General features: G+C 72.2%; 23 protein-coding genes. 12 read left to right on the forward strand and 11 right to left on the reverse strand.

The features are described from left to right. Positions 1 to 6 precede the first annotated feature (6 nt). Genes OG841_RS30005 through OG841_RS30015 form a run of 3 tightly spaced genes read right to left on the reverse strand, consistent with a single transcriptional unit; the run spans position 7 to position 2,620 of the window. Positions 7 to 1,395: an FtsX-like permease family protein gene (locus OG841_RS30005; protein ID WP_365115118.1), complete on the reverse strand. Its 1,389-nt coding sequence runs from the start codon at positions 1,393 to 1,395 to the stop codon at positions 7 to 9. Continuing rightward, positions 1,392 to 2,090, reverse strand: coding sequence for an ABC transporter ATP-binding protein (locus tag OG841_RS30010; RefSeq protein ID WP_365115120.1), 699 nt, complete (start codon positions 2,088 to 2,090; stop codon positions 1,392 to 1,394). Before OG841_RS30010 ends, OG841_RS30005 begins: the two co-directional genes overlap by 4 nt. Further along, complete coding sequence (locus OG841_RS30015) at positions 2,087 to 2,620, reverse strand: PadR family transcriptional regulator (RefSeq protein ID WP_328638665.1); 534 nt, start codon at positions 2,618 to 2,620, stop codon at positions 2,087 to 2,089. The genes OG841_RS30010 and OG841_RS30015 overlap by 4 nt, the downstream gene beginning before the upstream one ends. Before the next feature lie 152 nt (positions 2,621 to 2,772). Between OG841_RS30015 and OG841_RS30020 the strand changes: the two genes are divergently transcribed. The 3 genes from OG841_RS30020 to OG841_RS30030 all read left to right on the forward strand — a co-directional run bounded on the left by OG841_RS30020 (position 2,773) and on the right by OG841_RS30030 (position 5,437). Continuing rightward, complete coding sequence (locus OG841_RS30020) at positions 2,773 to 2,985, forward strand: hypothetical protein (RefSeq protein ID WP_328638664.1); 213 nt, start codon at positions 2,773 to 2,775, stop codon at positions 2,983 to 2,985. Further along, on the forward strand, positions 2,986 to 5,040 hold the full coding sequence (gene malQ / locus OG841_RS30025) for a 4-alpha-glucanotransferase (RefSeq protein WP_328638663.1): 2,055 nt from the start codon (positions 2,986 to 2,988) through the stop codon (positions 5,038 to 5,040). It abuts the gene before it with no gap. A gap of 121 nt (positions 5,041 to 5,161) precedes the next feature. Beyond that, positions 5,162 to 5,437 (forward strand): hypothetical protein, encoded by a 276-nt coding sequence (locus OG841_RS30030; RefSeq protein WP_266564602.1) that lies wholly within the window; start codon positions 5,162 to 5,164, stop codon positions 5,435 to 5,437. 103 nt (positions 5,438 to 5,540) lie between these two features. On the opposite strand, the gene OG841_RS30035 is transcribed toward OG841_RS30030, so the two are convergent. Next, on the reverse strand, positions 5,541 to 6,134 hold the full coding sequence (locus tag OG841_RS30035) for a TetR/AcrR family transcriptional regulator (RefSeq protein WP_328638662.1): 594 nt from the start codon (positions 6,132 to 6,134) through the stop codon (positions 5,541 to 5,543). A gap of 113 nt (positions 6,135 to 6,247) precedes the next feature. Here OG841_RS30035 and OG841_RS30040 point away from each other — a divergent pair, with 113 nt between their 5' ends. Beyond that, positions 6,248 to 7,687: an FAD-dependent monooxygenase gene (locus tag OG841_RS30040; protein WP_371567226.1), complete on the forward strand. Its 1,440-nt coding sequence runs from the start codon at positions 6,248 to 6,250 to the stop codon at positions 7,685 to 7,687. Here OG841_RS30040 and OG841_RS30045 read toward each other — a convergent pair. Further along, positions 7,684 to 8,196 (reverse strand): MarR family winged helix-turn-helix transcriptional regulator, encoded by a 513-nt coding sequence (locus tag OG841_RS30045; protein ID WP_328638660.1) that lies wholly within the window; start codon positions 8,194 to 8,196, stop codon positions 7,684 to 7,686. The genes OG841_RS30040 and OG841_RS30045 overlap by 4 nt on opposite strands. A 105-nt stretch (positions 8,197 to 8,301) precedes the next feature. Here OG841_RS30045 and OG841_RS30050 point away from each other — a divergent pair, with 105 nt between their 5' ends. From OG841_RS30050 to OG841_RS30060, 3 genes are all read left to right on the forward strand, one after another. Beyond that, positions 8,302 to 9,282 carry an EamA family transporter gene (locus OG841_RS30050; protein WP_371567228.1) on the forward strand — a complete coding sequence of 327 codons (981 nt, stop codon included), beginning with the start codon at positions 8,302 to 8,304 and terminating at the stop codon, positions 9,280 to 9,282. 261 nt (positions 9,283 to 9,543) lie between these two features. Then, entirely contained in the window at positions 9,544 to 10,854 is a 1,311-nt protein-coding gene (locus OG841_RS30055; protein ID WP_371567230.1) for a sigma-70 family RNA polymerase sigma factor, read from the forward strand. A gap of 77 nt (positions 10,855 to 10,931) precedes the next feature. Beyond that, a complete protein-coding gene (locus tag OG841_RS30060) occupies positions 10,932 to 11,690 on the forward strand; it encodes an SDR family NAD(P)-dependent oxidoreductase (RefSeq protein ID WP_328643544.1) in 759 nt (252 codons plus the stop codon). Here the strand turns inward: OG841_RS30060 and OG841_RS30065 are convergent. Both OG841_RS30065 and OG841_RS30070 read right to left on the reverse strand, forming a co-directional pair. Further along, positions 11,680 to 12,846: a hypothetical protein gene (locus OG841_RS30065; RefSeq protein WP_371567232.1), complete on the reverse strand. Its 1,167-nt coding sequence runs from the start codon at positions 12,844 to 12,846 to the stop codon at positions 11,680 to 11,682. The two genes, OG841_RS30060 and OG841_RS30065, sit on opposite strands and share 11 nt — an antisense overlap. Next, positions 12,843 to 14,114 carry a HesA/MoeB/ThiF family protein gene (locus OG841_RS30070; RefSeq protein ID WP_371570865.1) on the reverse strand — a complete coding sequence of 424 codons (1,272 nt, stop codon included), beginning with the start codon at positions 14,112 to 14,114 and terminating at the stop codon, positions 12,843 to 12,845. Before OG841_RS30070 ends, OG841_RS30065 begins: the two co-directional genes overlap by 4 nt. A gap of 357 nt (positions 14,115 to 14,471) precedes the next feature. On the opposite strand from OG841_RS30070, the gene OG841_RS30075 reads away from it, so the two are divergent. Beyond that, positions 14,472 to 15,719 (forward strand): M14 family zinc carboxypeptidase, encoded by a 1,248-nt coding sequence (locus tag OG841_RS30075; RefSeq protein WP_365115130.1) that lies wholly within the window; start codon positions 14,472 to 14,474, stop codon positions 15,717 to 15,719. Positions 15,720 to 16,167: 448 nt separating this feature from the next. Here OG841_RS30075 and pepN read toward each other — a convergent pair whose 3' ends face one another. Further along, positions 16,168 to 18,744 carry an aminopeptidase N gene (pepN, locus tag OG841_RS30080; RefSeq protein WP_365115132.1) on the reverse strand — a complete coding sequence of 859 codons (2,577 nt, stop codon included), beginning with the start codon at positions 18,742 to 18,744 and terminating at the stop codon, positions 16,168 to 16,170. A gap of 142 nt (positions 18,745 to 18,886) precedes the next feature. Here pepN and OG841_RS30085 point away from each other — a divergent pair, with 142 nt between their 5' ends. Beyond that, the gene (locus OG841_RS30085; RefSeq protein WP_328638649.1) at positions 18,887 to 19,366 is read left to right on the forward strand and encodes a DUF1203 domain-containing protein; all 480 of its coding nucleotides are present in this window, start codon (positions 18,887 to 18,889) and stop codon (positions 19,364 to 19,366) included. Here OG841_RS30085 and OG841_RS30090 read toward each other — a convergent pair. Next, the gene (locus tag OG841_RS30090; RefSeq protein WP_328638648.1) at positions 19,363 to 20,379 is read right to left on the reverse strand and encodes an aspartate-semialdehyde dehydrogenase; all 1,017 of its coding nucleotides are present in this window, start codon (positions 20,377 to 20,379) and stop codon (positions 19,363 to 19,365) included. The genes OG841_RS30085 and OG841_RS30090 overlap by 4 nt on opposite strands. A gap of 206 nt (positions 20,380 to 20,585) precedes the next feature. On the opposite strand from OG841_RS30090, the gene OG841_RS30095 reads away from it, so the two are divergent. Together OG841_RS30095 and OG841_RS30100 are read left to right on the forward strand one after the other, a co-directional pair. Continuing rightward, on the forward strand, positions 20,586 to 21,107 hold the full coding sequence (locus OG841_RS30095; RefSeq protein WP_328643540.1) for a sigma-70 family RNA polymerase sigma factor: 522 nt from the start codon (positions 20,586 to 20,588) through the stop codon (positions 21,105 to 21,107). A 1-nt stretch (position 21,108) separates the two neighbouring features. Continuing rightward, entirely contained in the window at positions 21,109 to 21,804 is a 696-nt protein-coding gene (locus OG841_RS30100) for a hypothetical protein (RefSeq protein ID WP_371567235.1), read from the forward strand. Positions 21,805 to 21,879: 75 nt separating this feature from the next. Here the strand turns inward: OG841_RS30100 and OG841_RS30105 are convergent, their stop codons facing one another. Beyond that, positions 21,880 to 25,173: a S8 family serine peptidase gene (locus tag OG841_RS30105; protein WP_365115137.1), complete on the reverse strand. Its 3,294-nt coding sequence runs from the start codon at positions 25,171 to 25,173 to the stop codon at positions 21,880 to 21,882. A gap of 242 nt (positions 25,174 to 25,415) precedes the next feature. Next, entirely contained in the window at positions 25,416 to 25,958 is a 543-nt protein-coding gene (locus tag OG841_RS30110) for a CGNR zinc finger domain-containing protein (protein WP_328638645.1), read from the reverse strand. A gap of 122 nt (positions 25,959 to 26,080) precedes the next feature. On the opposite strand from OG841_RS30110, the gene OG841_RS30115 reads away from it, so the two are divergent. Then, complete coding sequence (locus OG841_RS30115; protein WP_328638644.1) at positions 26,081 to 26,524, forward strand: VOC family protein; 444 nt, start codon at positions 26,081 to 26,083, stop codon at positions 26,522 to 26,524.

Here is a 26,524-nt window from a genome sequence, read left to right on the forward strand (position 1 = left end):
ACCTGCTCACGTGTGCCTGAGTTCCGCCGGGCGGACCGAGCGGCGCAGCAGCGGCAGTGACGTGGCGGCGGCCAGGAGGCAGGCCGCGTACACCGCGACGGGGACCAGCAGAGCGGCGTACGGCAGGCCCGTGCCCGAGTGGTGCGTGGTCAGCGAGGCGTACCAGGCGCCGATCGCCGTACCGCCCACACCCGCCACGGCGACCGCGGGGGCCAGCGGCAGCGCGGTCTCCAGGAGCAGCGCCCTGGCCAGCACCCGGTACGGCACCCCGGCGGCGACCTGGGCGGCCAGGCCCCGGCGCCGGGTGGCGAGGGACTCGACGGTGCCCACCGCCAGCCCCGTCACGGTCAGCGCGAGGGCGACGAGGATCGCGGCGGCCGTCAGGTCGATGCCGGTCGTGTAGTACGCCATGTCCGTCCCCAGCGTCCCCTCGCGGTGCATGGTGTCCAGGACCGCCAGCAGCACCTGACGCACGCCCACGAACCCCGCCCCCACGACTGTCACCAGCAGCACCGCGGCGTGCGTACGGGCCGCGGCCCGCGGGTCGTCCCGCAGCCGTTCCGCCGCGATCAGCAGCGCGGGGCTCTGGGCGCGGGCCGCGAGAAACCCGCCCAGCCGCCGGGCCGCCGTACCGGCCAGCGACACCGTCGCGGCCCCGACGACCAGGACGACGGCGAACAGCGCGAGCGGGCCAAGGGCGAGACGCACGGGGCCGCCGGTGAACGACGACAGGCCGAGGAGCAGTGCCGCGACCCCGAGCAGCACGATCACCGCCCGCAGGGTCCGCCCCGGTCCCCACACGGGCCGTACCCGCCGGACCCAGCCCAGCGGTGAGGCCACCACGCGCCGCAGCGAGAGCGCGCTCACGGCCGCGCCCAGCACCGGCACGGCCACGGCGACCAGGGCGACACCGGTCCAGGCGAACGCGGTGGGCCGCGCCCACAGGTGCAGCAGCAGCGGTACGGACACGGCCGTGGCCGTCAGCGAACCGGCCAGGCAGGCCGGCCCCGACTCCAGCGCCGCGATCCGCCGCACCTGCCACGCACCGGCCCCCGCCAGCCGCAGGGCGGCCAGCCGCCGGTCCCGGTGCACCGCGCCGATACGCGCGCACTGCCCGAGAAACCCGAGCACCGGGACGAGCAGCAGCCCCATGACGACACTCACGTTCCGCCGGTCGCTCGCGGAGTCGAGCAGGCCGGCCCCGAAGGACACGGAGTAGTACCCGTCCAGGGAGTTCAGCGCGGCCACCGCCAGCCCGATCCCCGTCGCGAGCGCCGCCCCGACAGCCGTGAGCCCGATCCGCCACCACTCCCGCCGGTCGGAACCGCGGGTGAGCAGCCAGGCCAGGCGGAGATCGGTGACCAGGACGCCGTTGGTCCTGAGGTCGTTCGTCACGCCGTCACCCCCACCGGGGCCACGGCTCCGTCGGCCATCCGCACCTCGCGGTCCCCGTACGCCGCCACCTGGGCGTCGTGGGTGATCAGCAGGACCGCCGCGCCCGACTCGCGGGCCGTGTGGACCAGGGCCGTCATGACCTGCTCGGTCGCCAGGGAGTCCAGCGCGCCCGTCGGCTCGTCCGCGAAGACGACCTTCGGCCGGGTGATCAGGGCGCGGGCCAGCGCGGTCCGCTGGGCCTGGCCGCCGCTCATCTCGCCTGGCCGGAGACCGGCCTGGCCGCGCACCCCGAACCGCTCCAGCCACTCACCGGCCCGCGTGTGGGCGTCGGCGCGGGAGACGCCCGCGAGCAGCAGCGGCAGCGCCACGTTGTCGACCGCCGTCAGCTCGGGGATGAGCTGCCCGAACTGGAAGACCACGCCGAACTCCGTACGGCGCAGCTCGCTCAGCCGCTTCTCGGGCAGCTCGTCGAGGCGCTCACCGCCGTAGGACACCGAACCGGCGTCCGGCCGCACGATCCCGGCCAGGCAGTGCAGCAGCGTCGACTTCCCGCTGCCGCTGGTGCCGGTGACGGCGAGGATCTCGCCGGCGTCCAGCCCGACCGAGGCGCCCCGCAGGGCCTCGGACCTGCCGTACGCCTTGACGAGGTCGCGGGCCGCGAGGAGCGGCACCGGGTTCTCCCCCGTGGTGTTCATGCTGAGTCGACCTCCGCGGTCAGAGTGGTGAGCCGGGCCGCCGTCGTGTTCATCCAGCGGAGGTCGGCGTCGAGGTGGTTGAGGGCGTAGTCCGCCGAGAGCACGGTCGCGAGGTCGGCCCCATGGGCGGTCTTGACCGCCGTGAGCTCCCGCATCCGGGCCATGTGGGCGGCGCGCTGGTCCCGGAGATAGGCGTCCGGGTCGCCGCCGGCCAGGATCGACACGACGACCTTGGCGAAGATCTCGTTGGTCACGAAGGGCGCGGGCGGGGCGATCTGCCCGGCCCACTGGGTCAGTTCACGCGTCCCCGCCTCGGTCGAGCGGTACCTGGTGCGCTCCGGGCCGCCGTCCGAGTCGGTGCCGTCGACCTCGGCGAGGCCGTCCCGGACCAGGCGCTGCAGGGTCGTGTAGACCTGCCCGTAGGCCAGCGGACGGGCCTCGGGGAAACGGTCGTCGTGGCGTCGCTTGAGGTCGTAGCCATGGCTCGGCCCTCCGGCGAGCAGCCCCAGCAGGATGTGGCGGGTGCTCATGGGGATCAGTATGCATCACGTATATGTATTGAGTGAATAGTGATCGTCGGACCATGACGAAGAGCACGTTCTCCCCTCAGGTACGTCTGCCGTCGCGTCCTGTGGGTAGGCCTGCGATAACCCCCGTCGTCGTACTCGACAAGGAGGCCCCCGTGGCCGCATCGGCACCCCTTCTGCTCTCGGCCCTGTCCAAACCCGAGGCGCCCGCTGAACACTTCTGTGTCTTCAGCGCCGAGGGCGCCTGCACGGAGACCCCGCTCACCAGCGAACCACCCCTGCCCGACGCCGAGCCCCTCACCAGCGAGCCGCCGCTCGCCGACGCCGCCCCCCTGACCAGCGAGTCCGACGCATACCTGGAGCCGTAGATGACGGCGCCCCCCGGTCCGGAGCTGTCCCGCCTCGCCGAGTCGTACGGCGTGGCCACCTCCTACCAGCCCTCTCCGGACCGTACGGTCGCCGCCTCCGCCACCGCCGTCACGCTGACCCTGGCCGCCCTCGGCGTCGACGCGGGCGACCCGGCCGCCGCGCTCGCGGCCCGTGAGCGTGAGCTGCGCGAGCGCCTGCTGCCGCCGACGGTGGTGTGCTGGAGCGGCAGCCCGCCCGCCTTCGTGGCCGGTCTGCCCGAGGGCACCCGGCTGCGTATCGCGACGGAGCAGGGCGAGACCCGCTCCGCCGCCGACCAACTCCTGCCCGGCGTCCACCGGCTGACCGCCACCGCCCCCGACGGCCGTACCGCCGACGCCCACCTGATCGTGGCCCCGCCCCGGCTGCCGGCACCGCCCGGGCGGTCGTACGGCCTGCTCGTCCAGCTGTACTCCCTGCTCTCGCACCGCTCCTGGGGCATGGGCGACCTCGGCGACCTCGCCGAACTGACCTCCTGGGCGGGGCGCGCCCTCGGCGCCGGGTTCGTCCAGGTCAACCCGCTGCACGCGGCGGTGCCCGGCGCCCCCACCGACCCGTCCCCCTACCGGCCGTCCTCGCGCCGCTTCCCCGACCCCGTGCACCTGCGGATCGAGGACATCCCCGAGTACGTCCAGGTCGCGGACCCCGACCGGCTGCGGGCCCTGCGCGAGCGGGCCGAGCGGCTGCGTGAAGCGGTGCTGGAGAAGGATGCCTTGATCGACCGGGACGCGGTGTGGGAGCTGAAGCGGGAGGCGCTGGAACTCGTCCGCGAAGTCCCTCTCGGACCCGGCCGTCGCGCCGCCTACGCCGACTATCTCGCCGAGGGCGGCGAGGCCCTGGAGGACCACGCGACCTGGTGCGCGCTGGCGGAGGTGCACGGCTCGGACTGGAGCCGCTGGCCGGCCGGCCTCCGCGACCCGCGCTCGGCCGAGACGGCCCGTGCCCGCGGCGAGTTGATGGACCGCGTGGACTTCCACTCCCGTCTCGCCTGGCTCACCGAGAGCCAGCTCGGCGCCGCCCAGCGGGTCGCGCGGGAGGCGGGGATGCCGGTGGGTGTCGTCCACGACCTCGCGGTGGGCGTGCATCCCGAGGGCGCGGACGCGTGGGCCCAGCAGGCGTACTTCGCGGCCGGGATGTCCGTGGGAGCGCCTCCGGACGCCTTCAACGCGCGCGGCCAGGACTGGGGGCTGCCGCCGTGGCGCCCGGACCGGCTGGCGGAGTCGGGGTACGCGCCGTACCGGCAGTTGCTGCGGGCCCTGTTCCGGTACGCCGGCGCGCTGCGCATCGACCATGTCATGGGCCTGTTCCGGCTGTGGTGGGTCCCGCAGGGGCGGCCGCCGACGGAGGGTACGTACGTCCGCTACGACGCGGAGGCGATGCTCGCCGTGCTCGTCCTGGAGGCGTCGCGGGCCGGGGCGCTGGTGATCGGGGAGGACCTCGGCACGGTCGAACCCGGTGTCCGGGAGGTGCTGCGCGAGCGCGGGGTGCTGGGGACGTCGGTGCTGTGGTTCGAACGGGACTGGGAGGGCGACGGGCGTCCGCTGCCGCCCGAGCGGTGGCGGGCGGACTGTCTGGCGACGGCGACCACGCACGACCTGCCGCCGACGGCGTCTCGTCTCACCGGGGAGCATGTCGAACTCCGGGACGGTCTCGGCCTGTTGACCCGGCCGCTGGACGAGGAGCGCGCGGAGGCCTCGGCGGACGCGGGGGAGTGGCTGGAGCTGCTGGCCCGTCTCGGTCTGCTGCACGGCACGGGGGGTGGCGCCGACCCCTCCTCGGAGGAGGCCCGGATCCAGGCCGTCCACCGGTTCCTGCTGCGTACCCCGGCCCGGATGGTGGGCATCTGGCTGCCGGACACGGTGGGGGACCGCCGGCCGCAGAACCTGCCGGGGACGTGGGACCAGTATCCGAACTGGCGGTTGCCGATCGCGGACGGGGAGGGGCGGGTGATGACGCTGGAGGACTTGGCGGCGTCGCCGCGGTTGCATGCGCTGGTGGATGTGCTGCGGGCGCCGTAGGGGCGGGCTGCGGGCGTCGGGGGCGCTGCGGGCGCCGTAGGGGCGGGCGCTCGCACGGCGCGGGCGCCTCATACGGCACCCCGGGCGCGCGGCCCGAACCGCGGTTGGATACTTTGACTCCGTGGACAAGAAGAACGCCCTGCGCGCCGGCGCCCTGGTGGCCGGTACGACGCTGATGATGCTGCTCATGTCGTCCCCCGCCTCCGCGCTGGTCCGCGACGACGGTGACGACCCCGGCTCGGGCCTGAGCGTCATCGAGACGCTGGGCCTCTTCGTCGTGGCCCCGATCGCGCTGTTCGCGGTCATCGCCGGCCTGGTGATGGTCCTGGACAAGTCCAAGGCGGAGCACCGCGTGCTCGCCCCCAAGAGCAAGCCCAAGGCCGCCTCCAAGGCCTGACCCCACGTCGCCTGGGCGCCGACCCCGCCACTCGTACGCGCGTCTGCCGTACGTGGGCGAGGCCGGCGCCTTCGGCATGTCCGGGCGGATCCGGTGGCCGGGGTCAGGGGCTCGGCGCGGTGAGGTACCGCTGCACCGTGGGCGCGAGCCACGCCACGATCTCCTCGCGCGTCAGTGCCACGGTCGGCGGAAACCGCAGGACGTACCGGGTCAGCGCGAGCCCCAGCAACTGCGTGGCGGCCAGCGCGGCTCGCGCGGGAGCCTGTTCGGGGTCCGGACACACCCGCAGGGCGACCGGCATCACCTGCTCCCGGAAGATGCCCTGCATCCGCTCGGCCCCCGCCTGATTGGTCGCGCCGACCCGCAGCAGCGCGGTGAGCACCTCGTTCTCCTCCCACAGGTCGAGGAAGCGCGACACGAGTGCGCGGCCGATGTCGTGCCGGGGCAGTGAGCCGGGCTCCGGCAGCTCCAGTTCGACGGAGACGGCCGCCGCGAACAGGCCCTCCTTGTTGCCGTAATAGCGCATCACCATGGACGGATCGATGCGCGCGTCCTTGGCGATGGCGCGGATGGTGGCCCGCTCGTAGCCGTCGGCGGCGAAACGCTCACGGGCCGCGGCCAGGATCGCGGTGCGAGTGGCGTCGGAGCGGCGACGCACGCCTGTGGAGCCGGAGTCTGCGCTGTTGCTGCCGTTCATGCCGGTTAGCCTATGCCAACGTCCGTTGGCCAACAAGTGTTGACGTGCTGTGGACCCCGCGCTACGTTTGCCAACGATCGTTGGCAAACAAGCGTTGGCAACAGGAGGCCACCATGAACGGCACCCCCGTGATCGTCGTCGGCTCCGGCCCCACCGGCCTGCTCCTGGCCGGCGACCTGGCCACCGCCGGTGTCCCCGTCACCGTCATGGAGAGGCGTCCGCACGGGATCAGCAACCTCTCCCGCGCCTTCGTCCTGCACGCCCGCACCCTCGAACAGCTCGACGCCAGGGCCTTGGCCGACGGCCTGGAGACGCTCGGACAGCGCCTGGACAAACTGCGCCTGTTCGGCCGCCTGACCATCGACCTCGACGGCCTCCCCTCCCGTTTCCACCACCTCCTGGTCCTCCCGCAGTACGAGGTCGAGAGGGCCCTGGAGCGGCGGGCGGTGGAGGCGGGCGTCGACTTCAGGTACGAGACCGAGGTGACGGGCCTGTCCCAGGACGGGAACGGCGTGACGGTGGAGGTAAGAGGCCCGGACGGGTCCACGGAGTCCCTCCGCGCCGAGTACCTCGTGGGTGCCGACGGCATGCGCAGCGCCGTACGCGACGCGATCGGCCTGCCCTTCCCCGGTCACTCGGTGATCCGCTCGGTGGTCCTCGCGGACGTGCGCCTCGCCGAGCAGCCCGAGACTCTGCTCACGGTCAACGCGGTGGGGGACGCCTTCGCCTTCATCGCGCCCTTCGGCGACGGCTACCACCGCGTCATCGCCTGGAACCGCGCCCGCGACGTCCCCGACAGTGAGCCCCTCGACCTCGACGAGATCAAGGAGGTCACCCGGCTCGCCCTGGGCCGCGACTTCGGGATGCACGACGCCCGCTGGATGTCCCGCTTCCACAGCGACGAGCGCCAGGCCCCCGCCTACCGGGTGGGCCGGGTCTTCCTGGCCGGAGACGCCGCCCACGTCCACACCCCGGCGGGTGGCCAGGGCATGAACACCGGCCTCCAGGACGCGGCGAACCTGAGCTGGAAGCTGGCCCAGGTGATGGGCGGCCACGCGGGCCCCGAACTCCTGGACACCTACCAGTCCGAACGCCACCCCGTCGGCAGGTCGGTCCTGCGCAGCAGCGGCGGCATCGTCCGCCTCGCGATGGCCAAGCGCCCCTGGGAACTGGCCCTGCGCGCCACCGTCACCACCGTCCTCGACCACGTCACCCCGGCCCGCCGTCGCATGCTCGGCCGGCTCACCGGCATCGGCTACACGTACCCGGCCCCCCGCGGCTCCCACCCCCTGACCGGCACCCGTGCCCCCGATGTGGCCCTCGCGGACGGCGGCCGCCTCTACGAGTCCCTGCGCGGCGGCCACTTCGTCCTGATCGCCCCCGAGGACTACGACGACCGGGGCGCCCACAAGGGCCGCCTCGCGGTGGAACGCTGGGCTAGCGGACGCCGCACGACTGTGCTGGTGCGGCCTGACGGGTATGTGGGGTGGGCGACGGAGGGCGCGGACGAAGCGGCCGTGAAGGCGGCGCTGGCCGCCCACGTTGGTGACTAAGGCTGCTGTGATCCCTGGGTGCCCGCGAGCAACTCCCGCAACAGGTCGGCCAGTTGGCCGGCCTGTTCGTCGTCGAGGGTGGACAGGGCCGCCGTCTGGGCTGCCAGGCCCGCTCCCACCGCCTCGTCGATGACGGTCAACCCCTTCTCCGTCAGGGTCACTTGGAGGCCCCGGCGGTCGTGGGGGTCGGGGGAGCGGCGGAGGAGGGCGGCGCGTTCCAGTTTGTCCAGGCGGCCCGTCATGCCGCCCGTGGTGAGCATCAGCGTCGAGGAGAGCTGGCGGGGGGAGAGGGTGTACGGCTCGCCGGCGCGGCGGAGGGTGGCGAGGACGTCGAATTCGCCGCGCGAGATGCCGTAGGGGGCGTACGCCTTCTCCGCGCGGTCGCCCATGGTGCGGGAGAGGCGGTAGATCCGCCCGAAGACCTCCATGGCCCGGGTGTCGAGGTCGGGCCGCACGGCCGCCCACTGGTCGATGATCGCGTCGACGGCGTCCTTGTGCTGTGCACTCATGTGCCGAGTATCCGCAGGCTTCGGGTCACATGCAAGAAAGTGGCTTGCGGAAAAGTAGCTTAGAGGTAAGCTACTTGCTGCCAAGTCAGTAATGAGGGGGGAACCGTGAGTACACCGACCGCGAACCGAACCGCCACCGTCCTCCTCACCGCACTCGCCCCCGTCTCCTGGGGCACCACCTACGCCGTCACCACCGAGTTCCTCCCCGCCGACCGTCCCCTGTTCACCGGGATGATGCGCGCCCTGCCCGCCGGACTGGTGCTGCTCGCCCTCGCCCGGGTGCTGCCGCGCGGGGTCTGGTGGGGGAAGGCGGCCGTGCTCGGGGCACTGAACATCGGGGCCTTCTTCCCGTTGCTGTTCCTGTCGGCGTACCGGCTGCCGGGCGGGATGGCCGCGGTGGTCGGGTCGGTCGGGCCGCTGATCGTCGTCGGGCTGTCGGCGGTGCTGCTGGGGCAGCGGCCCACGGCCAGGAGTGTGCTCACCGGGCTGGTGGCCGCGTTCGGCGTCAGCCTGGTCGTGCTCAAGGCGGCCGGGGCGCTGGACGTCGTCGGCGTGGCGGCGGCGTTCACCTCCGCTGCCTCCATGTCCGCCGGCACCGTACTGACCAAGCGCTGGGGCCGCCCCGACGGCGTGGGCCCGCTCGCCCTCACCGCCTGGCAGCTCACCGCCGGCGGCCTGCTCATCGCGCCCCTCGCCCTCCTCGTCGAGGGCGCCCCGCCCGCCCTCGACGGCCGAGCGGTCGGCGGCTACCTCTACCTCGCGCTCGCGAACACGGCGGTGGCGTACTGGCTCTGGTTCCGCGGCATCGGCCGTCTCACCGCCACCCAGGTCACCTTCCTCGGCCCGCTGTCCCCGCTGACCGCCGCGGTCGTCGGCTGGGCGGCACTCGGGCAGACCCTGACACCGGTCCAGCTGGCGGGCATGACGCTGGCCTTCGGGGCGACGGTGGCCGGACAGCTGGGGGTGCGGCCCACTGCCGGCAGGACGTTCGGCCCAGCTGAAAGCAACCGCCGAGAGTGCTTCAGCCGATCTGGCGGGTCCGGCGTTGCGGCGGACGTGACGGGTCCGGCGCTGCGGCAGACCTGACGGGTCCGGCGCCGCGATGGCAAGGCCGCGAGGGCGCCGGAAGCGCTGCGGGTCGGGGGTGCGGATCACTGTCGGCCGGACGTTCGGCCCCGGTGAAAGCAGCCCCCGAGAGGCAGGCCTGAGGAGTACGGGGCTGCGGCAGACCTGACGGGTCCGGCGCCGTGATGGCATGGCCACGACGGTGCCGAAAGCGCTGCGGGTGGCGCCAGGGGCGTTATAGCGTCACCCCGATCCCGCGTTACGCAACTCCCGGAGGCGCGCGTGGCCGCAGACGTCTGTCCGGTGTGCGGGAAACCGCTCGCCGCGCGAGCCGGGCGCACGGGCCGCGGCTCGGTGTACTGCTCCGCCGCCTGTCGGCAGAAGGCCTACCGGGAACGGCGGCAGCCGGAAGGCCTCACCGTGCAGGGACTCATCGACGACATCGGGCGGCAGGCCGGCCGACTGGTACCGCAGCCGGCCGACACCCTCTATTCGACCGTCGCCGAACTGTCCACCTCCGTCGCCCGGTTGAGGCGCGTGGCCCGCACCGCACGCGATGCCACCCACGACGCCGGGGATTCCGTCACACCCGCCCCCGTGACGCAACTCGCCGAAACCGACTTCGCCGCCCTCACCGAGCAGTACCGCCGTGAGATCCAGGTGCACTGCTACCGCATGACGGGGTCGTACGACGAGGCCGAGGACCTCGTGCAGGAGACCTTCCTGCGGGCCTGGCGGGCCCGGGACGGGTTCCAGGGGCGGGCGAGTGCGCGGACCTGGCTGTACCGGATCGCCACCAACGCCTGTCTCGATCTTCTACGGCGGACCGCGCGCCGCCCGCAGCGCTATGAGCCGGTGCCGGGGATGAACCACGGCACCGGCGAACCACCCGCCCGTATCACCTGGTTGCAGCCCTGCCCCGACGATGAACTACCGGTCGAAGAAGGGGAGTTGCCGGAGGCCTCCGCAGTCTCCCGGGAGACCCTGGAACTCGTCCTCCTGGCCGCGATCCAGCATCTGCCCGCCCGGCAGCGGGCCGCCTTCATCCTGCGGGACGCGCTCGGAATGACCGCCGCGGAGACCGCCGAGGCCCTGGAGATGAGCGTGGCGGCGGTCAACAGCGCACTTCAGCGGGCCCGGCCGACCCTGCGCGCGCACCTGCCCCGGGAGCGTGCCGACTGGCGGCCCGTGGCCCCGACCGGAGAGCAACAGGCCGTGCTGGAGCGGTACATGGCCGCCGTCGAGCGTCTCGACCTCGACGCGATGGCCGCGCTGCTCGCCGAGGACGTCGTCCTCACCATGCCGCCCAACCCGTTCTGGTTCACCGGCCGGGACGCGTTCGTCGACTTCGTGCGGGTCAGCCTCGACCCCGCCTCACCGGCCTTCCTGGGCCACTGGCGCAGCCTGCCCACACGCGCCAACGGGCAACTCGCGGTGGGCAATTACGTCCGCAGACCCGGGACCGGCGTCTACCGCGCCCAGGTCCTGGACGTCCTGCGCTTCGACACGGCCGGCCCGGGCGACCGCATCGCGGAGATCACCTCCTTCGAGCCGCATCTCTTCCCCGCGTTCGGGCTCCCGCTGCGGCTGTGACCTCCCGACCGATGAGCATCCGCGGAGTCGTACGTCTGCATGAACGTCACGTCCGCACCACTTCCGAGGAGCTCACCATGCTGCTGACCGACAAGACCGCGATCGTCTACGGCGCCGGCGGTTCCATCGGCGGGGCCGTTGCCCGCGCCTTCGCCGAGCAGGGCGCGAGGGTCCACCTCGTCGGCCGGACCCGGCAGACCCTGGAGGCCGTGGCCGCGGACATCAAGGACGCCGAGGTCGCCGTCGTGGACGCGCTGGACGAGGCGGCCGTGGAGGCGCACGCCGACCGGGTCGGGGACATCGACATCTCCATCAACCTCGTCACCCGCGGCGATGTGCAGGGCGCGCCGCTGGTCGACATGTCCGCCGAGGACTTCCTGCGGCCCGTGACCGACGGCCTGCGCACCACCTTCCTCACCGCCCGCGCCGCGGGACGCCGGATGGCCGCACGGGGTTCCGGTGTGATCCTCGCCCTCAACAGCGGTTCCGCGCACGGCAGTCCGATGATGGGCGGCACCGGGCCTGCCGACGGGGCGATCGACACGCTCGTGCGCAACCTGGCGATCGAGCTGGGGCCGAGCGGGGTGCGGGCGGTGGGCCTGTGGGTCGCCGGGGTGCCGGAGACGTTCACCGTCGAGAAGCTCGCCGCGGTCAACCCGGCCATCGACGAGAGCGCCGTCCAGGGCATCGTCGACCACCTCGCCGGGATGCGCATGACCCGCCGCAACCCCACCCTCGCCGAGGTCGCCGCCACCGCCGTGTTCCTCGCCTCCGACCATGCGGGCGGCATCACCGGCACGTTCGTCAACGCCACCGGAGGCATGGTCAGCGTCTGAGCCCGCGGCCCCGCCACCACGTACGCAGCCACAGGGCGTGCAGCCCGCCGAGCGCGACGACGACGGCGATCCCGTCCAGCCGGTCCCAAGTCGACGGTCCGGTGCCGGACTTGACCACGGCGCGCGCGAACAGCGTGAGGTCCGCGGGCAGGGTGACGGCCGCGAAGAACGCGAGACACAGCGCGGTGCCGACGACCAGCACCACGCTGTACACGCGTACGGCCCGCCGTTCGTGGGCGGGCAGCCCGAGGCTGGGGTCCCGGTCGTCGATATGGCGGTTCCGGCCCCGCAGCAGGCGCCGGGCCCGGTACTTCGTGTACGCCATCCCGTCCCCGAACAGATCGCGGCAGCGCGTGAGGTCCTGGAGGACGAAGTACAGGTCCGTGCGCATGAAGACCATGAGCTGGAAAGGGAGCGGAAGCAGGGCGAGCAGGGCCACGGCGGCCAGGACACGGCGGGGAGTGCCGGTCGTGACGCCCGCGGCGAGGGCGGCCAGGGAGGCGGCCGTCAGGTTTGTCGCGACGCCGGCGAGGTAGGCGGTCAACCGGTGTCGGCGCGGGGCGAGTTCGATCCCGCTGATGTCCGTCTGCATCACCAGGAACTGCAGCCGGGTCCCGAGCCGCATCCGCCCCGCCACCCCCGTCGCGCGGGCGGTCAGCAGATGGGCGCACTCGTGAAGCAGCAGCAGGCTCCAGCCGACGCCCGCACCGAGGGCGATGACCGCGCTGCCGTGCGCACTCCACAGCAGGGCCCGGTGGTCGAGCGGCACCGGAGGACGGGTGAGCAGGGTGACCGCGATCAGCAGCACGACCGCCACGGGGACGGCGGGACTCAGCAACCAGCGCACATGACGAGGCCGTATCCACGCCAAGGTCGGTGTCGGCGGCGGCTCCTGGTCGATCACGCGGCCGTCCACCTCGGCCACGAACCCGAGTCCGAGCAGGGCCTCCACGAAATCCGGTACGTCGACGTCGTCGCCGGTGCGGGCGCGGAGCCGCTCGCCGACCTCGGCCGGGGTCAGGCCCTGGCCGAGCAGGTCCAGGGCCTGCTTGCCCACCTCGGGCAGGGCGACGAAACGGCCGGTCGCCCGGCGGCCCACGATCCACTCGTCGCCGTCGGGGCGGGTGTCCAGCGCGTGCAGGCGTACCCGGTTCACGCGCGCTCCCCGCACGCCGGGCAGTCCAGGTGGCGGGGGGTGCGCTGGTGGACCGGGTCGCCGGGGAGCATGAGGTTCACGCCGAAGCGGAAGCCCGGCTCCAGCGCCGGCACCCCGGTCAGCAGGGCGAGGGCGGCGTGCGCGAGCAGGGCTCCCGAGAGCCCGGCGGTGACGGCACTCGCCGGGTTCCACGGCATCCGCGGCGAGGCGACCTCCGGGTCCTGTCCCGGCCCGAGCCGCAGATCTCGCCGGGCGATCTCCCCGTCCCGCAGACACTCCCAGCAGGCCCCCCACCCGGGCACGTACACACCGGCGGTGACGAGAGGGCCCCGGTAACCGGCGTCGACCCAGGGCAACCCGGCCGCCAGACAGGCCCGGTTGGTCCACCGCCGGATCGCGTCCGGGCGGTCGGCGGCGAGGACGAGGAGGTCGTAGGGGGACGGCGGGAGAGCAGGGGCGGGTGTCGCCGAGGAGACCGCTCGCCCGGGCCCGTCGGCGGTCTCGGCCGGCGGGTCGGCAGGTCCGGGGGTTCCGCCGGGTCTGCGGTGCTCCGCGCCGGTTGCGCCTCGGCCCGCGGCGCTCACCGATGGTGGGCCGCCCGGGGGCCGTCCCGCCTGTCGTGATCCGGCCACCAGCTCCGCCAGGTCCTCCGGCCGCGCCACCTCCCTCCGCTCCCCGGTCACCGTCACGTCCGAGTTCAGTGCCCGTAGCGTCGCCACCGCCGCCTCCACCTTCGGCCGACCGAGGTCGGACTCGCGGTACAGGGGCTGGCGGTTGAGGTTGGACAGCTCGACCACGTCCGGGTCCACGCAGTGGACGTGTCCCACCCCGGAGGCGACCAGGGCCTGGGCCGCGTGACCGCCGGTACCACCGACGCCGATCAGGAGGACGCGGGCCTCGCGCAGGCGGAGTTGGGCGTCCCAGGGGCTGGTGCGGGGGCCGAGGTCCATCCAGCGGAGCAGGGGAACACCGCGGCTGTAGCGGTCCTCCTCGCGCGGCGGCACCGGCACCGACGCCCGGGCGTCGTCCACGAAACCGGCGGCCAGCAGGTCGGCCATCGCCTGGCGGGCGTCCTCGCCGGGCAGATCCGGGTGGCTGCGCAGCACCTCGGCGACCACCTCCGACGGCCCCCGCGACCCGTCCATCGCCTCGACCAGCGTCCACACCCAGCCCTGCGGATCCGTGATCTCAGCGCCGATGCCGTGGATCACGCTGCCGACGCGGACGTTGCCGTCGACCGTGCGGTAGGCGCGGTGCTCGGGCTTGATCCGGGGGCGCCCGAACGACTCGACCGTCACCGCCTCCGCCACCGGGGCCCCTCTCCTTCATTCGTACACCTTCTTGACACTCTGACCCCACCGGCACAGCCTTGACAAGAGCGGTCAGCGATCGCTTCGGAAAGGTCAAATCCCGTATAAAAGCGAGGAGTTGAGATGCCGAAGAGCATCGTGATCCGCCCCTTGGACAAGAAGGAGACCACGGGGGACAGTGGCGGCAACGGCGGCAGCTGAAAGGAGCTGACATGCCTGTCAAGATCGTGATTCGCCCGCTGGACAAGAAAGAGACCACTGGGGACAGTAATTCCCAGGGTGCTTGATCGGATCACCAGCGTTCGGAGGACCGGCGTGCGGACTTCGCTCTATCCGGCAGTCGACGAACTGGAGCGAAGGGCCCGCACGCTGGCCCGCGCCGCCCCCGGCCTGCTGCGGCTCGGCCAGGTCGGGGAGAGCCGGGCGGGGCGCCCGCTGTGGCTGCTGTCCGCCGGACACGGCGACCGCCACATCCTCTCCGTCGCCGGCGCCCATGCCAACGAACCGGTGGGCGGGGCCTCGGCCTTGCGGCTCGCCACCCTGTTCGCCCGCCGGCCCGGCCTGCTCGAACCCCTCGGCTGCACCTGGCACTTCCTGCTCTGCCTCGACCCCGACGGGGCACACCTCGCGCACAGCTGGCAGCCGGAGGAGCCGGAGCCGTCACTGACGGAATGTCACCGATACTTCTACCGGCCCGCGTTCGCCCGCCAGCCGGAGTCCCTGCCGCTGCCGCCCGGCACGCCGCTCCCCGAGTCGGCCGCCCTGGTCCGGCTCCTCGACGAGCTGCGGCCGGTCGCCCAGTTCACCCTGCACGGCATCGAGTTCGGCGGCGCCTTCGTGATGATGACCCGGGAGGTACCGGGGGCCGCGGACGCCTTCCGGGACACGGCGGCGCGGCTGCGCGTCCCCGTCGACCGCCACCCCGTCGACGGCCCCGACTGGCGGCTCGACCCGCCCGGCGTCCTGGTGCTGCCCGACGGTCACGGCGAGGGCGAACGCGACCCGAGTGGGTTCGTCGCCGAGAGCACGTGGTTCTATCCCCGCCGCCACGGCACCCTGACCACCCTGATCGAGACCCCCGCCTGGGCCGTGCCCTCGGTGAACGACGTCCGGCCCGTCACCGACCCCACCCGCGAGATCGCGCGGCTGGGCGAGGTGCTGCTGGGCCGGAGCCAGGAGCTCGCGGCCGTGCTCGGGACACGGCTCGACGCGGCCGTACCGGAGGACCTCGCGCCGCTGCGGGACGCCGCGCGGGAACTCCTCGGCGTGGCGCCGTCGATCGTGGCGAGCTGGGCCGCGGAGCCACCCGGACGGTTCCACGGCCACTTCGCGACCCGGGGCATCTCGGCCCGCCGTATCCCGCTCAGGGTGGCGGCGATGGCGAGCCGCGCCCTGGCCCGCACCGATCCCCGGGCCGCCGAGATCCTCGACGACCTGGTGCGCGAGTGGAGCCGGGAGCTGGAGAAGACGTACGACCTGCGATGGATGCCGGTGGCCGTCCAGACCGGGCTGCATGTGCGGACGATGCTGCACACGGCCCGGTTGGTGTGCGGGGGGAGCTGAGGGCGATCGGGGTGCGGGTGCGCCGATGCTGACTACGGCCGGGTTGCGTGTGTGCCGATGGTCATCACGGCCTGGCTGGTGTGCGGGGGAAGGTGAGGGCGGTCGGGGTGCGTGTGCGTCGATGCTGAGCACGGTCGGGTTGCGTGTGCGCCGATGCTCACCCCGGCCCGGCTGGTGTGCGGGGGAAGCTGAGCACGGTCGGGTTGCGTGTGCGCCGATGCTCACCCCGGCCCGGCTGGTGTGCGGGGGAAGCTGAGCACGGTCGGATTGCGTGTGCGCCGATGCTCACCCCGGCCCGGCTGGTGTGCGGGGGAAGGTGAGCACGGTCGGGGTGCGGGTGCGCCGATGCTGAGCACGGTCGGATTGCGCGTGCGGACGATGCTGGGCGCTGCCCCCCCTGGTGTGCGGGGGAGGCGGATGACCCGGGCCACCCGCCTCCCGCCGCGTTCTACTGTCCGGCCTGCGCGTCCGCGGCCTGGGCCATCAGCGCCCGCTCCACGCCCGCGCGGGACTCGGAGACGAGCCGCCGCAGGGCCGCGTTGGGCTCGGCCGAGGCCAGCCAGGCGTCCGTCCGGTCCAGGGTCTCCTGGGAGACCTGGAGCGACGGGTAGAGGCCGACCGCGATCTGCTGGGCGATCTCGTGCGAGCGGGACTCCCAGATGTCCTTGACCACGTCGAAGTACTTGTCCGTGTACGGAGCGAGCAGCTCACGCTGATCGGTCTGGACGAAGCCTCCGATGACGGCCTCCTGGACGGCGTTGGGCAGCTTGTCGGACTCGACGACCTGTGCCCAGGCCTCCGACTTCGCCTCCTCGGTCGGCCGCGAGGCACGGGCGGTCGCCGCGTGGCGCTCGCCCGCCGCCGTCTTGTCCCGCTCGTACTCGCCGGCGATCTCCGACTCGTCGTAGCGGCCCACGGCGGCCAGCCGCTGGACGAACGCCCAGCGCAGCTCGGTGTCGACGGCCAGGCCCTCGACGACCTGAGATCCCCCGAGCAGCCCCTCCAGCAGGTCCAGCTGCTCCGGCGTACGGGCCGTGGCCGCGAACGCCCGCGCCCACGCGAGCTGGTGGTCGCTGCCCGCCGCCGCGGACCGCAGATGGGCCAGCGTGGCGTCGGTCCAGCGGGTCAGCAGGGCCTCACGGGCGGTGGGGGCGGCGTACAGCTCGATCGCCAGCTTCACCTGCCGGTGCAGCGACTGCACGACACCGATGTCGGACTCCTTGCCGATACCGGAGAGGACCAGGGAGAGGTAGTCGCGGGTCGCGAGCTCCGCGTCCCTCGTCATGTCCCACGCCGAGGCCCAGCACAGCGCGCGCGGCAGCGAGGACTCGAAGTCGCCGAGGTGCTCGGTCACGAAGGCCAGCGACTCGTCGTCGAGGCGGACCTTGGCGTACGACAGGTCGTCGTCGTTGAGGAGCACGACCGCCGGACGGCGCTTGCCGACCAGCTCCGGCACCGCCGTCAACTCGCCGTCGACGTCCAGCTCGACACGCTCGTCACGGACCAGCTTGCCGCTGTCGCCGTCGAGTTCGTACAGACCGACCGCGATGCGGTGCGGACGCAGGGTCGGCTCGCCCTTCGCGCCCGCGGGCAGGGCCGGGGCCTCCTGACGGATCGCGAACGAGGTGATGACACCGTCCGCGTCCGTCTCGATCTGAGGGCGCAGGATGTTGATGCCGGCCGTCTGCAGCCACTTCTGCGACCAGGTGCCCAGGTCGCGGCCGGACGTCTCCTCCAGCGCGCCCAGCAGGTCGGACAGCCGGGTGTTGCCGAACGCGTGGCGCTTGAAGTACGCCTGCACCCCGCCGAAGAACTCGTCCATGCCGACGTAGGCGACGAGCTGCTTGAGAACAGAGGCCCCCTTCGCGTACGTGATGCCGTCGAAGTTGACCAGCACGTCGTCCAGGTCGCGGATCTCGGCCATGATCGGGTGCGTGGACGGCAGCTGGTCCTGGCGGTACGCCCACGTCTTCATGGAGTTGGCGAACGTGGTCCAGGAGTGCGGCCAGCGGCTGTCCGGGGCGTACGCCTGGCAGGCGATGGAGGTGTAGGTGGCGAACGACTCGTTCAGCCACAGGTCGTTCCACCACTCCATGGTGACCAGGTCGCCGAACCACATGTGGGCCAGCTCGTGGAGGATGGTCTCGGCGCGCATCTCGTAGGCGGCGTCGGTCACCTTGGACCGGAAGACGTACTGGTCGCGGATGGTCACCGCGCCGGCGTTCTCCATCGCGCCCGCGTTGAACTCCGGCACGAACAGCTGGTCGTACTTCTTGAACGGGTACGCGTAGTCGAACTTCTCCTGGAACCACTCGAAGCCCTGCCGGGTCACCTCGAAGATGGCGTCCGAGTCGAGGTGTTCGGCGAGCGAGGGGCGGCAGTAGATGCCGAGGGGGACGGACTGGCCGTCCTTCTCGTACACGCTGTGCACGGAGTGGTACGGGCCGACGATCAAGGCCGTGATGTACGACGAGATCCGCGGGGTCGGCTCGAAGACCCAGACGTCGTCCTTCGGCTCCGGCGTCGGGGAGTTGGAGACCACGGTCCAGCCGGTCGGCGCCTTCACGGTGAACTGGAAGGTGGCCTTCAGGTCCGGCTGCTCGAAGGAGGCGAAGACGCGGCGGGCGTCCGGCACCTCGAACTGGGTGTACAGATAGGCCTGCTGGTCGACCGGGTCGACGAAGCGGTGCAGGCCCTCACCGGTGTTGGTGTACGCGGCGTCGGCGACGACCCGCAGGATGTTGCGGCCCTCCAGCAGGCCCGGCAGGGCGATACGGGAGTCCGCGAAGACCTCCGCCGGGTCGAGGGCGTCCCCGTTCAGCGTCACCTCGTGGACCGTGGGGGCCACCAGGTCGATGAAGGACTCGGCGCCGTTCTCGGTGACGTCGAAGCGCACCGTGGTCACGGACCGGTAGGTACCGCCCTCCTGCGCGCCGGAGAGGTCGAGATCGATCTCGTAGGACTCGACGCTGAGCAGCGTCGCCCGCTGCCGAGCTTCGTCGCGAGTCAGGTTTGTGCCAGGCACGCGTTCATCTCCTCGTTATGTCTAGGTTCGGCGGTTCGGTCATCCTTCCATGTGACGCGCGTCGCCGGGAGCCGCCGCCCACCCCGAACACCAGGTCCGTATCCCGCCGGTCGTGCACGCGTGCCCGCGCCAGCCTGGACCCATGACGACCTACACCGCACGCCCCGTCGCACCGCGGGTCCTCAAGGAGCTCCGCACCGCCGACGACGCCGGCCGCCCCCCGACCCCGTTCACCGACGACGAGGGCGGGGCGCCCCTGCGCTGCTGTCTGCGCCGCAGCGAGCCCGGCGAGCGGATCGCCCTCGTCTCCTACGCCCCTCTGCGCCGCTGGGCGGCCGAGAACGGCGCGCGTCCGGGGGCGTACGACGAGCAGGGCCCCGTCTTCCTCCACGCCGAGGAGTGCGCGGGGCCGACGGCCGGGCACGGCTACCCCTTCGCCGACGCGCACCGGACCGTGCGCCGCTACTCCGCCGACGGGCACATCCTGGGCGGGCAGCTGGTGGGGACCGTCGGCGACGACGCCTTCCGGAACGCGTTCGACGACCCGTCCGTGGCGCTCGTCCACGTCCGGGCCGTCGAGTACGGCTGTTTCCTCTACGAGGTGCGCAGGCCCCCGGTCTAACCCTTGAGCTCCGCCGCCACCAGCTCCGCGATCTGGACCGCGTTCAGTGCGGCGCCCTTGCGGAGGTTGTCGTTGGAGATGAAGAGGGCGAGCCCGTGCTCGACCGTCTCGTCGCGGCGGATGCGGCCGACGAAGGAGGCGTCCTGGCCGGCGGCCTGGAGGGGGGTCGGGATGTCGGAGAGGGTCACGCCGGGGGCGCCCGCCAGGAGCTCCGTCGCGCGCTCCGGGGTGATCGGACGGGCGAAGCGGGCGTTGACCTGGAGGGAGTGGCCGGAGAAGACCGGGACGCGCACGCAGGTGCCGGAGACCTTCAGCTCGGGGAGCTCCAGGATCTTGCGGGACTCGTTGCGGAGCTTCTGCTCCTCGTCGGTCTCGTTCAGGCCGTCCTCGACGAGGTTGCCCGCGAAGGGCAGGACGTTGAAGGCGATGGGGCGCTTGTAGACCTGCGGCTCGGGGAAGTCGACCGCACCGCCGTCGTGGGTGAGCTTGTCCGCGTCGGCGGCGACCTTCTGCACCTGGCCGTGCAGCTCCGCCACGCCCGCGAGGCCCGAGCCGGACACCGCCTGGTAGGTGGTGGCGATCAGCGTCTCGAGGCCCGCCTCCGTGTCCAGCACCTTCAGGACCGGCATCGCGGCCATGGTGGTGCAGTTCGGGTTGGCGATGATCCCCTTGGGGCGGTCCGCGATCGCGTGCGGGTTCACCTCGGAGACGACCAGCGGGACCTCGGGGTCCTTGCGCCAGGCGGAGGAGTTGTCGATCACTACCGCGCCCTGCGAGGCGACCTTCTCGGCCAGAGCCTTCGAGGTGGCGCCGCCCGCCGAGAACAGCACGATGTCCAGGCCGGTGTAGTCGGCCGTCGCCGCGTCCTCCACCGTCACGCCGTCCAGGACCGACCCCGCCGAGCGCGCGGAGGCGAACAGGCGCAGCTCCGTGACCGGGAAGTCGCGCTCCTTGAGGATCCCGCGCATGACTGTGCCGACCTGTCCGGTGGCTCCGACGATTCCGACCCTCACGGCGACTCCCTATCTCTTCACACTTGACCGAGGCTTTTCCATCATGCGGCCGACCCGGGTCTCCCTGTCCAATTCTTTGCGCTCCATGCCCGAGGAATGGACTGCCGGACGGTGTGACGTACACCTCTCAGCGACTTTCCGTGGGATCCGGCGAACGTTTCCGTGCGCTGCGGCGTCGTAGAGGAAACGCGGTGAGGGGGTGGCTTGTGCTGCGCAGAAGGGCACGCCGGGTCCACGAAGGGGACGATCCCCTGGACGCGGCGCAGGAACGCCGGGTGCGGGCCGTGCTCGCCCTGGGCGGGGTGCCGCAGGCGGACCTGCCGGACGGGGTGCAGCAGGTCCGCCTGCGGTTGCTGGAGCGGGCGGCGAAGGGGTACGAGGCGCCACGGGACGTGTCCGCGTGGGCCGCGGTCGTCGCCTCCAACCTCGCCATGGACTGGCACCGGGCCAAGAAGCGCCAGGAGCGGCTGGGGGAGCGGCTGGCCTCACTGCGCCAGCACGAGCACCCCTCCGGGGAGGACACCAGCGTGCTCTCCCTCGCCGTCGCGCAGGGCCTGGACGAGCTGCCCGACCAGCAGCGCCAGGTCCTCGTGCTGCGGTTCTTCGCCGACCTGCCGGTGCGCTCGATCGCCCAGGAGCTGGGCGTCCCGGAGGGCACGGTCAAGAGCCGCCTGCACACGGCGGTCAGGGCCCTGCGGGCCCGCCTGCACGAGGACGAGGTGGTGTGAGATGACCGAGGAACACGACGGTCTCGATGCCTTGATGGCCGCCATCACCGACGAACCGCTGCCCGAGAGCGCCGCCGCCGATCCGGCCTTCCTCGCCGAGCACCGCTCGGCCCAGGACGATGTCGCCCTCCTGCGCGAGCAGCTGCGGATCATCGGCGAGACCCTGACGGAGGCCCCACCGGCCGCGAAACCCGTTCCCCCACGACCGTCCCGGGCCCGGCACCGCGCCCGCACCTTCGCCTTCGGCACCCTCGCGGTGGCCGCCGTCGCGAGTGTGGTCACAGGCCTGGGCTGGCTCCTCGGGCACGGCGGGGCGGACAACCTGAGCTCGGCCGACTCGGGGTCCTCCAAGGCGGAAGCCGGCGTCCGCTTCGGCAGCCCGTCCTACCTGGCCTGTGCCGTCACCGTCGCCGAGGGCGAGGTCACCGCGGTCAAGGAACTCCCCGCCACCGGGGAACTCCAGGTCACCGTGCACGTGAGCCGCTACTTCAAGCAGACCCGGGACCTCGATCACCTCACGTACCTGGTGAGCGCGTACGACCTCCCCGAACCTCTCACCAAGGGCACCCGCGTCCTGTTCGGCGTGCCCCAGGGCTCGCCCAGCCCCGACCACTGGGTCGTCGGTGAGCAGGGGATCGCCCGGGAGCGGGCCTGGATCACCGCCTCGCTTCCGGAATCGCGCGAGCTCGGCTGCTAGGCCCTGTCGGCCCAGGGCACGAGAAAGGGCGGGCGCCCACCGGACGCCCGCCCCTTGTCGCCGTACGGAGAAGTGTTACGGCGTGACCTTCTCGATCTTCACGTTGCCGACGCCCGCGACCGTGCCGCGCGCGTTGACGAGGCTGACCTGGCCGAAGAACTCACGGCCCGCCGGGGCGGCCGCCAGGGCGGTGACGCTGCCGGAGACGGTCGTCGAGGCGCCCGTGGCGAGCTTCACCGGCGCGTCGGAGACGGTGACGGTGCCCAGGGCGCTGGAGAAGAACACGTCCTGGTAGTCGTACGCCGTGGAGCCGGCCGGAACCGAGTAGCCGGCGACCTCGATGGTGTACGTGCCGGCGGCGGGCGAGGCGACCGAGACGGCCTCCTCCGAGTCGCCGTCCGCGGACGTGCCGACCACGGTGCCCGCCGCGTCGTAGACCGTCAGGTCCAGGTCGGCGGAGGCGTCGGAGACGTTGCCGATGGCGACGTCGAGCGACTTCGCGCCCGCGGGCACCTCGACCGTGGTGGTCTGGGTGGCGCCCTCGGCGATGGTCGGGCGGGCCGTCTTGGACGAGCCGAGCGGGCCGCCGGCCAGCTTGCCGTCGATCGCGGCGAGGGTGTTGGTCACCTTCCAGGAGGCGGTGGCCGGGGTGCCGACCTTGGCCTCGGCGACGGTCACGGTCTCCGGGTCGAAGACCGCGCCGTAGACGGCGACGTCCAGCTTGTACGGGTTGTCGAGCAGCGGCGAGGTGCGGCGCGACTCGACCTCGATCTCCCAGACACCGGCCTGCGGGTCGGCGTAGGAACGGGCGTCGGGCTTGCAGCCGTTGCCGTCGAGGTAGTTGTTGTAGCAGTACGGGGTGCCGGTGTTGTCGACCGGGACGCCGTAGGGGTGGATGGCGATGAAGCGGGTCTGGCTCTTGTCCTTCAGCCCGCCGATCGCGACCTCCAGCGACTTGGCGCCCGCGGGGACGGTCACGAAGTACGACTGGGTGCTGTTGCGCTGCACGGTGTTCGACGCGGTGTAGGTGTACTTCACCGGCGCCGAGACGACGACCGTGGTGAGGATCTGCTGGTCGACGCCCTCGGTCTTCGGGTCGTCGACGACCAGGATCGCGCTCTTGAGACCCGCGGACTTCGGCTGCGCCTGGACCTTGACGGTCACCGGCTGGTTCAGCGGGAGCCTGATGTCGCCCTTGCCGAGGATCCGGAAGGTGTCACCGGCGTTGTTGTGGAAGTGCAGATCGTGGCGAATCGCCTTGTCCGCACCGGACGTACGGGTGAGGGTGACGTCGTACGTCTTCTTCTGACCGGCCTTCAGACCGCCCTCGCGGTCGTAGAGACCGGTGCCGTAGCCCGGGGTCTTCAGGAGCTGGTCGATCGCGGTGTCGACGGGCGCCTTGACCGTGTAGTCGTGGGCGGTGGCGCCGTCCTTGATGGAGTCCCAGGCGTCCACGATGTCGATGAGGCCCGCGCCCTCCTCGTACGCCTGCACACCCTTGATGTGCTCGGCGGTCGAGGTCAGGGCGGTGCGCAGGGTGGCCGGCGTCAGCGCGATGTGCTTCTGCTTGGCGGCCGAGATGAGCAGCGCGGACGCGCCCGTGGCCTGCGGGGAGGCCATCGAGGTGCCCTGGAGCATCGAGTAGCCGGCCGGCAGCGTGTAGCCCGACTCGGCGACCGGGGAGCCCGGCAGCCAGGTCTGCGTGGTGTTGATGGCCGCACCCGGGGCGGACAGGGTCGGCGTGAAGCCGCCGTCCTCACGCGGACCGCGCGAGGAGAACGGCATCATCGCGTACGACTTGCTCACCTGCGAGCCGTAGTTGGCGGCCCAGGTCGCCTTGGAGATGGTCGCGCCGACCGAGATGACCTTGTCGGCCAGGCCGGGGTCGCCGATGGTGTTCGCGCCGGGGCCGGAGTTGCCCGCGGAGATCACCAGCTGGACGCCGTAGGTGTCGATGAGGCGGGTGTAGAGCTCGGCGCGCGCGTTGTTGCCGTCGTTGAGCGCGGGCAGACCGCCGATCGACATGTTGACGATGTCGACCCCGCGGTTGACGACGAGGTCGATCATGCCCTCGGTCAGCGCCACGTTGGTGCAGCCGCCGGTCCAGGTGCAGGCACGGGAGGAGACGAGCTTGGCGCCCGGGGCCGCGCCGTTCATCCGGCCGCCGAACAGGCCGTGGGCGGCGGTGATGCCGGCGACGTGGGTGCCGTGCTCGGACTCGATGACACCGATGTTGACGTAGTCGGCCTTGTTGCCGGCGGCGTCGAAGACGACGTCCTTGCGGATCTCGACGACGAACGGCTGGCGCTCGGCGACATCGGTCGACGGGTCGTCGGTGCCGAAGTACCCGACCTGGTAGCCGTCCTTGTACGGCTTCATCGGGGTGTCGTCGGCGAAGTTCTGGTTGTTGTTCAGGTCGACCCGGACGGTCCCGGCGGCCTTGTCGTACAGCACGCCCCAGGTGTCGGTGGTGTCGCCGTCGCGGTTCGCGTCGCCCTTGGCGTCGCCGCCCGCGGTCGCGGCCTCGCGGAACAGGTTGACCTGGTACGACCCGGCGGGCGCCGTCCAGGTGCGGCCGTCGAAGGTGAAGCTCGGGCCGGAGACCGCGGTGGTCATGCGCCGCCAGGTGGCGTCGCCGTCGGAGACCGGGTCGGTCGACGTCACCCAGTCGACGATCTTCCGCTCACCGGTGGTGGTCTTCTGCAGGGCCGGGTGGCCGAGGTCCACACCCGAGTCCAGGATGCCGATGGTGACCCCGCGGCCGTCCGCCTTCGGGTGGTCCTTCACGAAGTCGACGGCGCCCGTCTCGAAGGACGGGTTGTACGGGTTCTCGGCGGGCGTCTTCGCGCTCGGCGCCGGGTAGGTCTTCGTGGCCTTGTGCGCGGCGCCCTTGGCGGTGTCGGCGCTCGGCGTCGGGTCGTCCAGCGGGATGTCCTGCTTGACGTCGATGCCGTGCACGGAGGAGAGCTTCGCGGCGGCGGCGATGGCCGAGTCCGCCTTCGCGGTGGGGACGGTCGCCCGGACGTAACCGAGCTTGTCGTACGTGAGGCCCACCAGGCCGCCCTTGACCGCGTCCAGCTCCGCGGCGACCTGCTCGGTCTTCCCGGGGGCGGTGGCGACCATCAGCGTGATGTTCTTGGCGCCGTCGGCCTTGGCCTCGGCGAGCGCGTCGGCGTCGTCCGAACCGAGCTTCTCGTCCGCGGACTTCAGGCCCGGGTCGGAGGCGGCGGGGGCGTCGTCCGCGGCGGCGGAGAAGGCCATGGGTATCGGCCCCGCCGCGGAGAGCGCGGCGACCAGACCGGCGGCCACCGCTATGCGCGCCACACGTCTCGCGCCCGATATCGGAGCGTGCTGGGGGGTGAGGGTCATCGGCATCCCTTGTAGGTAAAGGAACGAGCGGGTTGGTGACCGGGTCCGATCGGTCCTGGTCACGGTGATCCGGAAGAAGACCCCGGATGACCGCACAGCTTTACGCATGGGAAGGATGTTTAGGGAGAGTTGACCGAATCGATATGGGTGTATGGGGAAAACCCGCGATGCCCTTTGGGGACATCGGCGAAGAGGCGTGCGAAAGCGGGCAATTCGCCGTGCGGGCCCTTTGGTCAGCCTTTTCAGACGTGCTTGGCGCGCGCGTAATGCCGGGACGCCTTCGCGCGGTTGCCGCAGGTCGCCATCGAGCACCAGCGCCGGGTGCCGTTCCTCGACGTGTCGAAGAAGTGGAGCACGCACGCGTCGTGGGCGCATGAGCGGATCCGGTCCGGCGCGGTGTCGAGCAGCTCCAGGTAGTTGCGCGCGGCGAGCCAGGCGGGGCCCCAGTCGGGGTCGCTCAACTCGGGTCGCTCGACGGGCCCTTGAGGGGTGAGTGCGACCCGGACCCGCCCGTGCTCCAGGACGGCGTCCACCAGGGGCGCCCCCTTCTCCAGTGACCCGTCCACCGCCGTGCGCAGAGCCTCACGGGCCTGCCGGACATGCCGCAGCATCCTGTCGTCGGGGGCGTGACCGCCGCTCAGCCCGGTCGAGTCGAGCCACACCGCGAGCCCGTCGGCGTCGGCGAGGAGGTCCTGGAGGGTCCCCTCGCTCATCCACCGCGTGTTGAGCAGGTCGAGCGCGAGCGGCTCGCCGGTGAGCGGGCGGGGGTCGCGGGTGGGGGGCATGTGGGGGTTCCCTTCCGTGCTAACCGGTCAAGGGTACGTGACTGGTTGCATCCGTCGCCTCTAACCTCTAAAATCGCTTACAAGGGTTAATCAAGCGAGTCATCCAAGCTGAGGGGACAGCCGTGACCTTGCGCACCGGCCACATCGGCCTGAACGTCACCGACCTCGACCGTTCGCTCGCCTTCTACCGGGACGTCCTCGGTTTCACGCCACTCGCCGAGGGCAAGGAGGAGGGCCGCCGTTACGCCTTCCTCGGCGACGGCGAGAACCTCGTCCTCACCCTCTGGCAGCAGGCCGAGCAGCCGTACGCCTCCCAGCGCGCGGGCCTCCACCACCTCGCCCTGGAAGCGGACACGATCGAGAAGGTGAGGGAGTACGAGGAGGCGCTGCGGGCGTACGGAGTGGACTTCGCCTACGAGGGCGTGGTCGCCCATCGTGAGGGCGCGGGGTCGGGCGGCATCTTCTTCCACGACCCCGACGGCACCCGCCTGGAGATCTCCGTGCCGAGCGGTGCCGAGGAGGCCCCGGCCCCCTCCGGTGCGGCTCCGACCTGCGGGTTCTTCTAG

Origin of the sequence: Streptomyces canus, from assembly GCF_041435015.1 — a bacterium.
GTDB classification, from domain to species: Bacteria; Actinomycetota; Actinomycetes; order Streptomycetales; family Streptomycetaceae; genus Streptomyces; species Streptomyces canus_G.

What these genes read in the sequence shown, in the direction of transcription:
- OG841_RS30040 (WP_371567226.1), top strand. Translation starts at nt 6,248, where the DNA reads ATGAACGGCACCCCCGTGATCGTCGTCGGCTCCGGCCCCACCGGCCTG.
- OG841_RS30060 (WP_328643544.1), top strand. Translation starts at nt 10,932, where the DNA reads ATGCTGCTGACCGACAAGACCGCGATCGTCTACGGCGCCGGCGGTTCC.
- OG841_RS30045 (WP_328638660.1), bottom strand. Translation starts at nt 8,196, where the DNA reads ATGAGTGCACAGCACAAGGACGCCGTCGACGCGATCATCGACCAGTGG.
- OG841_RS30015 (WP_328638665.1), bottom strand. Translation starts at nt 2,620, where the DNA reads ATGAGCACCCGCCACATCCTGCTGGGGCTGCTCGCCGGAGGGCCGAGC.
- OG841_RS30110 (WP_328638645.1), bottom strand. Translation starts at nt 25,958, where the DNA reads ATGCCCCCCACCCGCGACCCCCGCCCGCTCACCGGCGAGCCGCTCGCG.
- OG841_RS30035 (WP_328638662.1), bottom strand. Translation starts at nt 6,134, where the DNA reads ATGAACGGCAGCAACAGCGCAGACTCCGGCTCCACAGGCGTGCGTCGC.
- OG841_RS30100 (WP_371567235.1), top strand. Translation starts at nt 21,109, where the DNA reads ATGACCGAGGAACACGACGGTCTCGATGCCTTGATGGCCGCCATCACC.
- OG841_RS30010 (WP_365115120.1), bottom strand. Translation starts at nt 2,090, where the DNA reads ATGAACACCACGGGGGAGAACCCGGTGCCGCTCCTCGCGGCCCGCGAC.
- malQ (WP_328638663.1), top strand. Translation starts at nt 2,986, where the DNA reads ATGACGGCGCCCCCCGGTCCGGAGCTGTCCCGCCTCGCCGAGTCGTAC.
- OG841_RS30085 (WP_328638649.1), top strand. Translation starts at nt 18,887, where the DNA reads ATGACGACCTACACCGCACGCCCCGTCGCACCGCGGGTCCTCAAGGAG.
- OG841_RS30105 (WP_365115137.1), bottom strand. Translation starts at nt 25,173, where the DNA reads ATGACCCTCACCCCCCAGCACGCTCCGATATCGGGCGCGAGACGTGTG.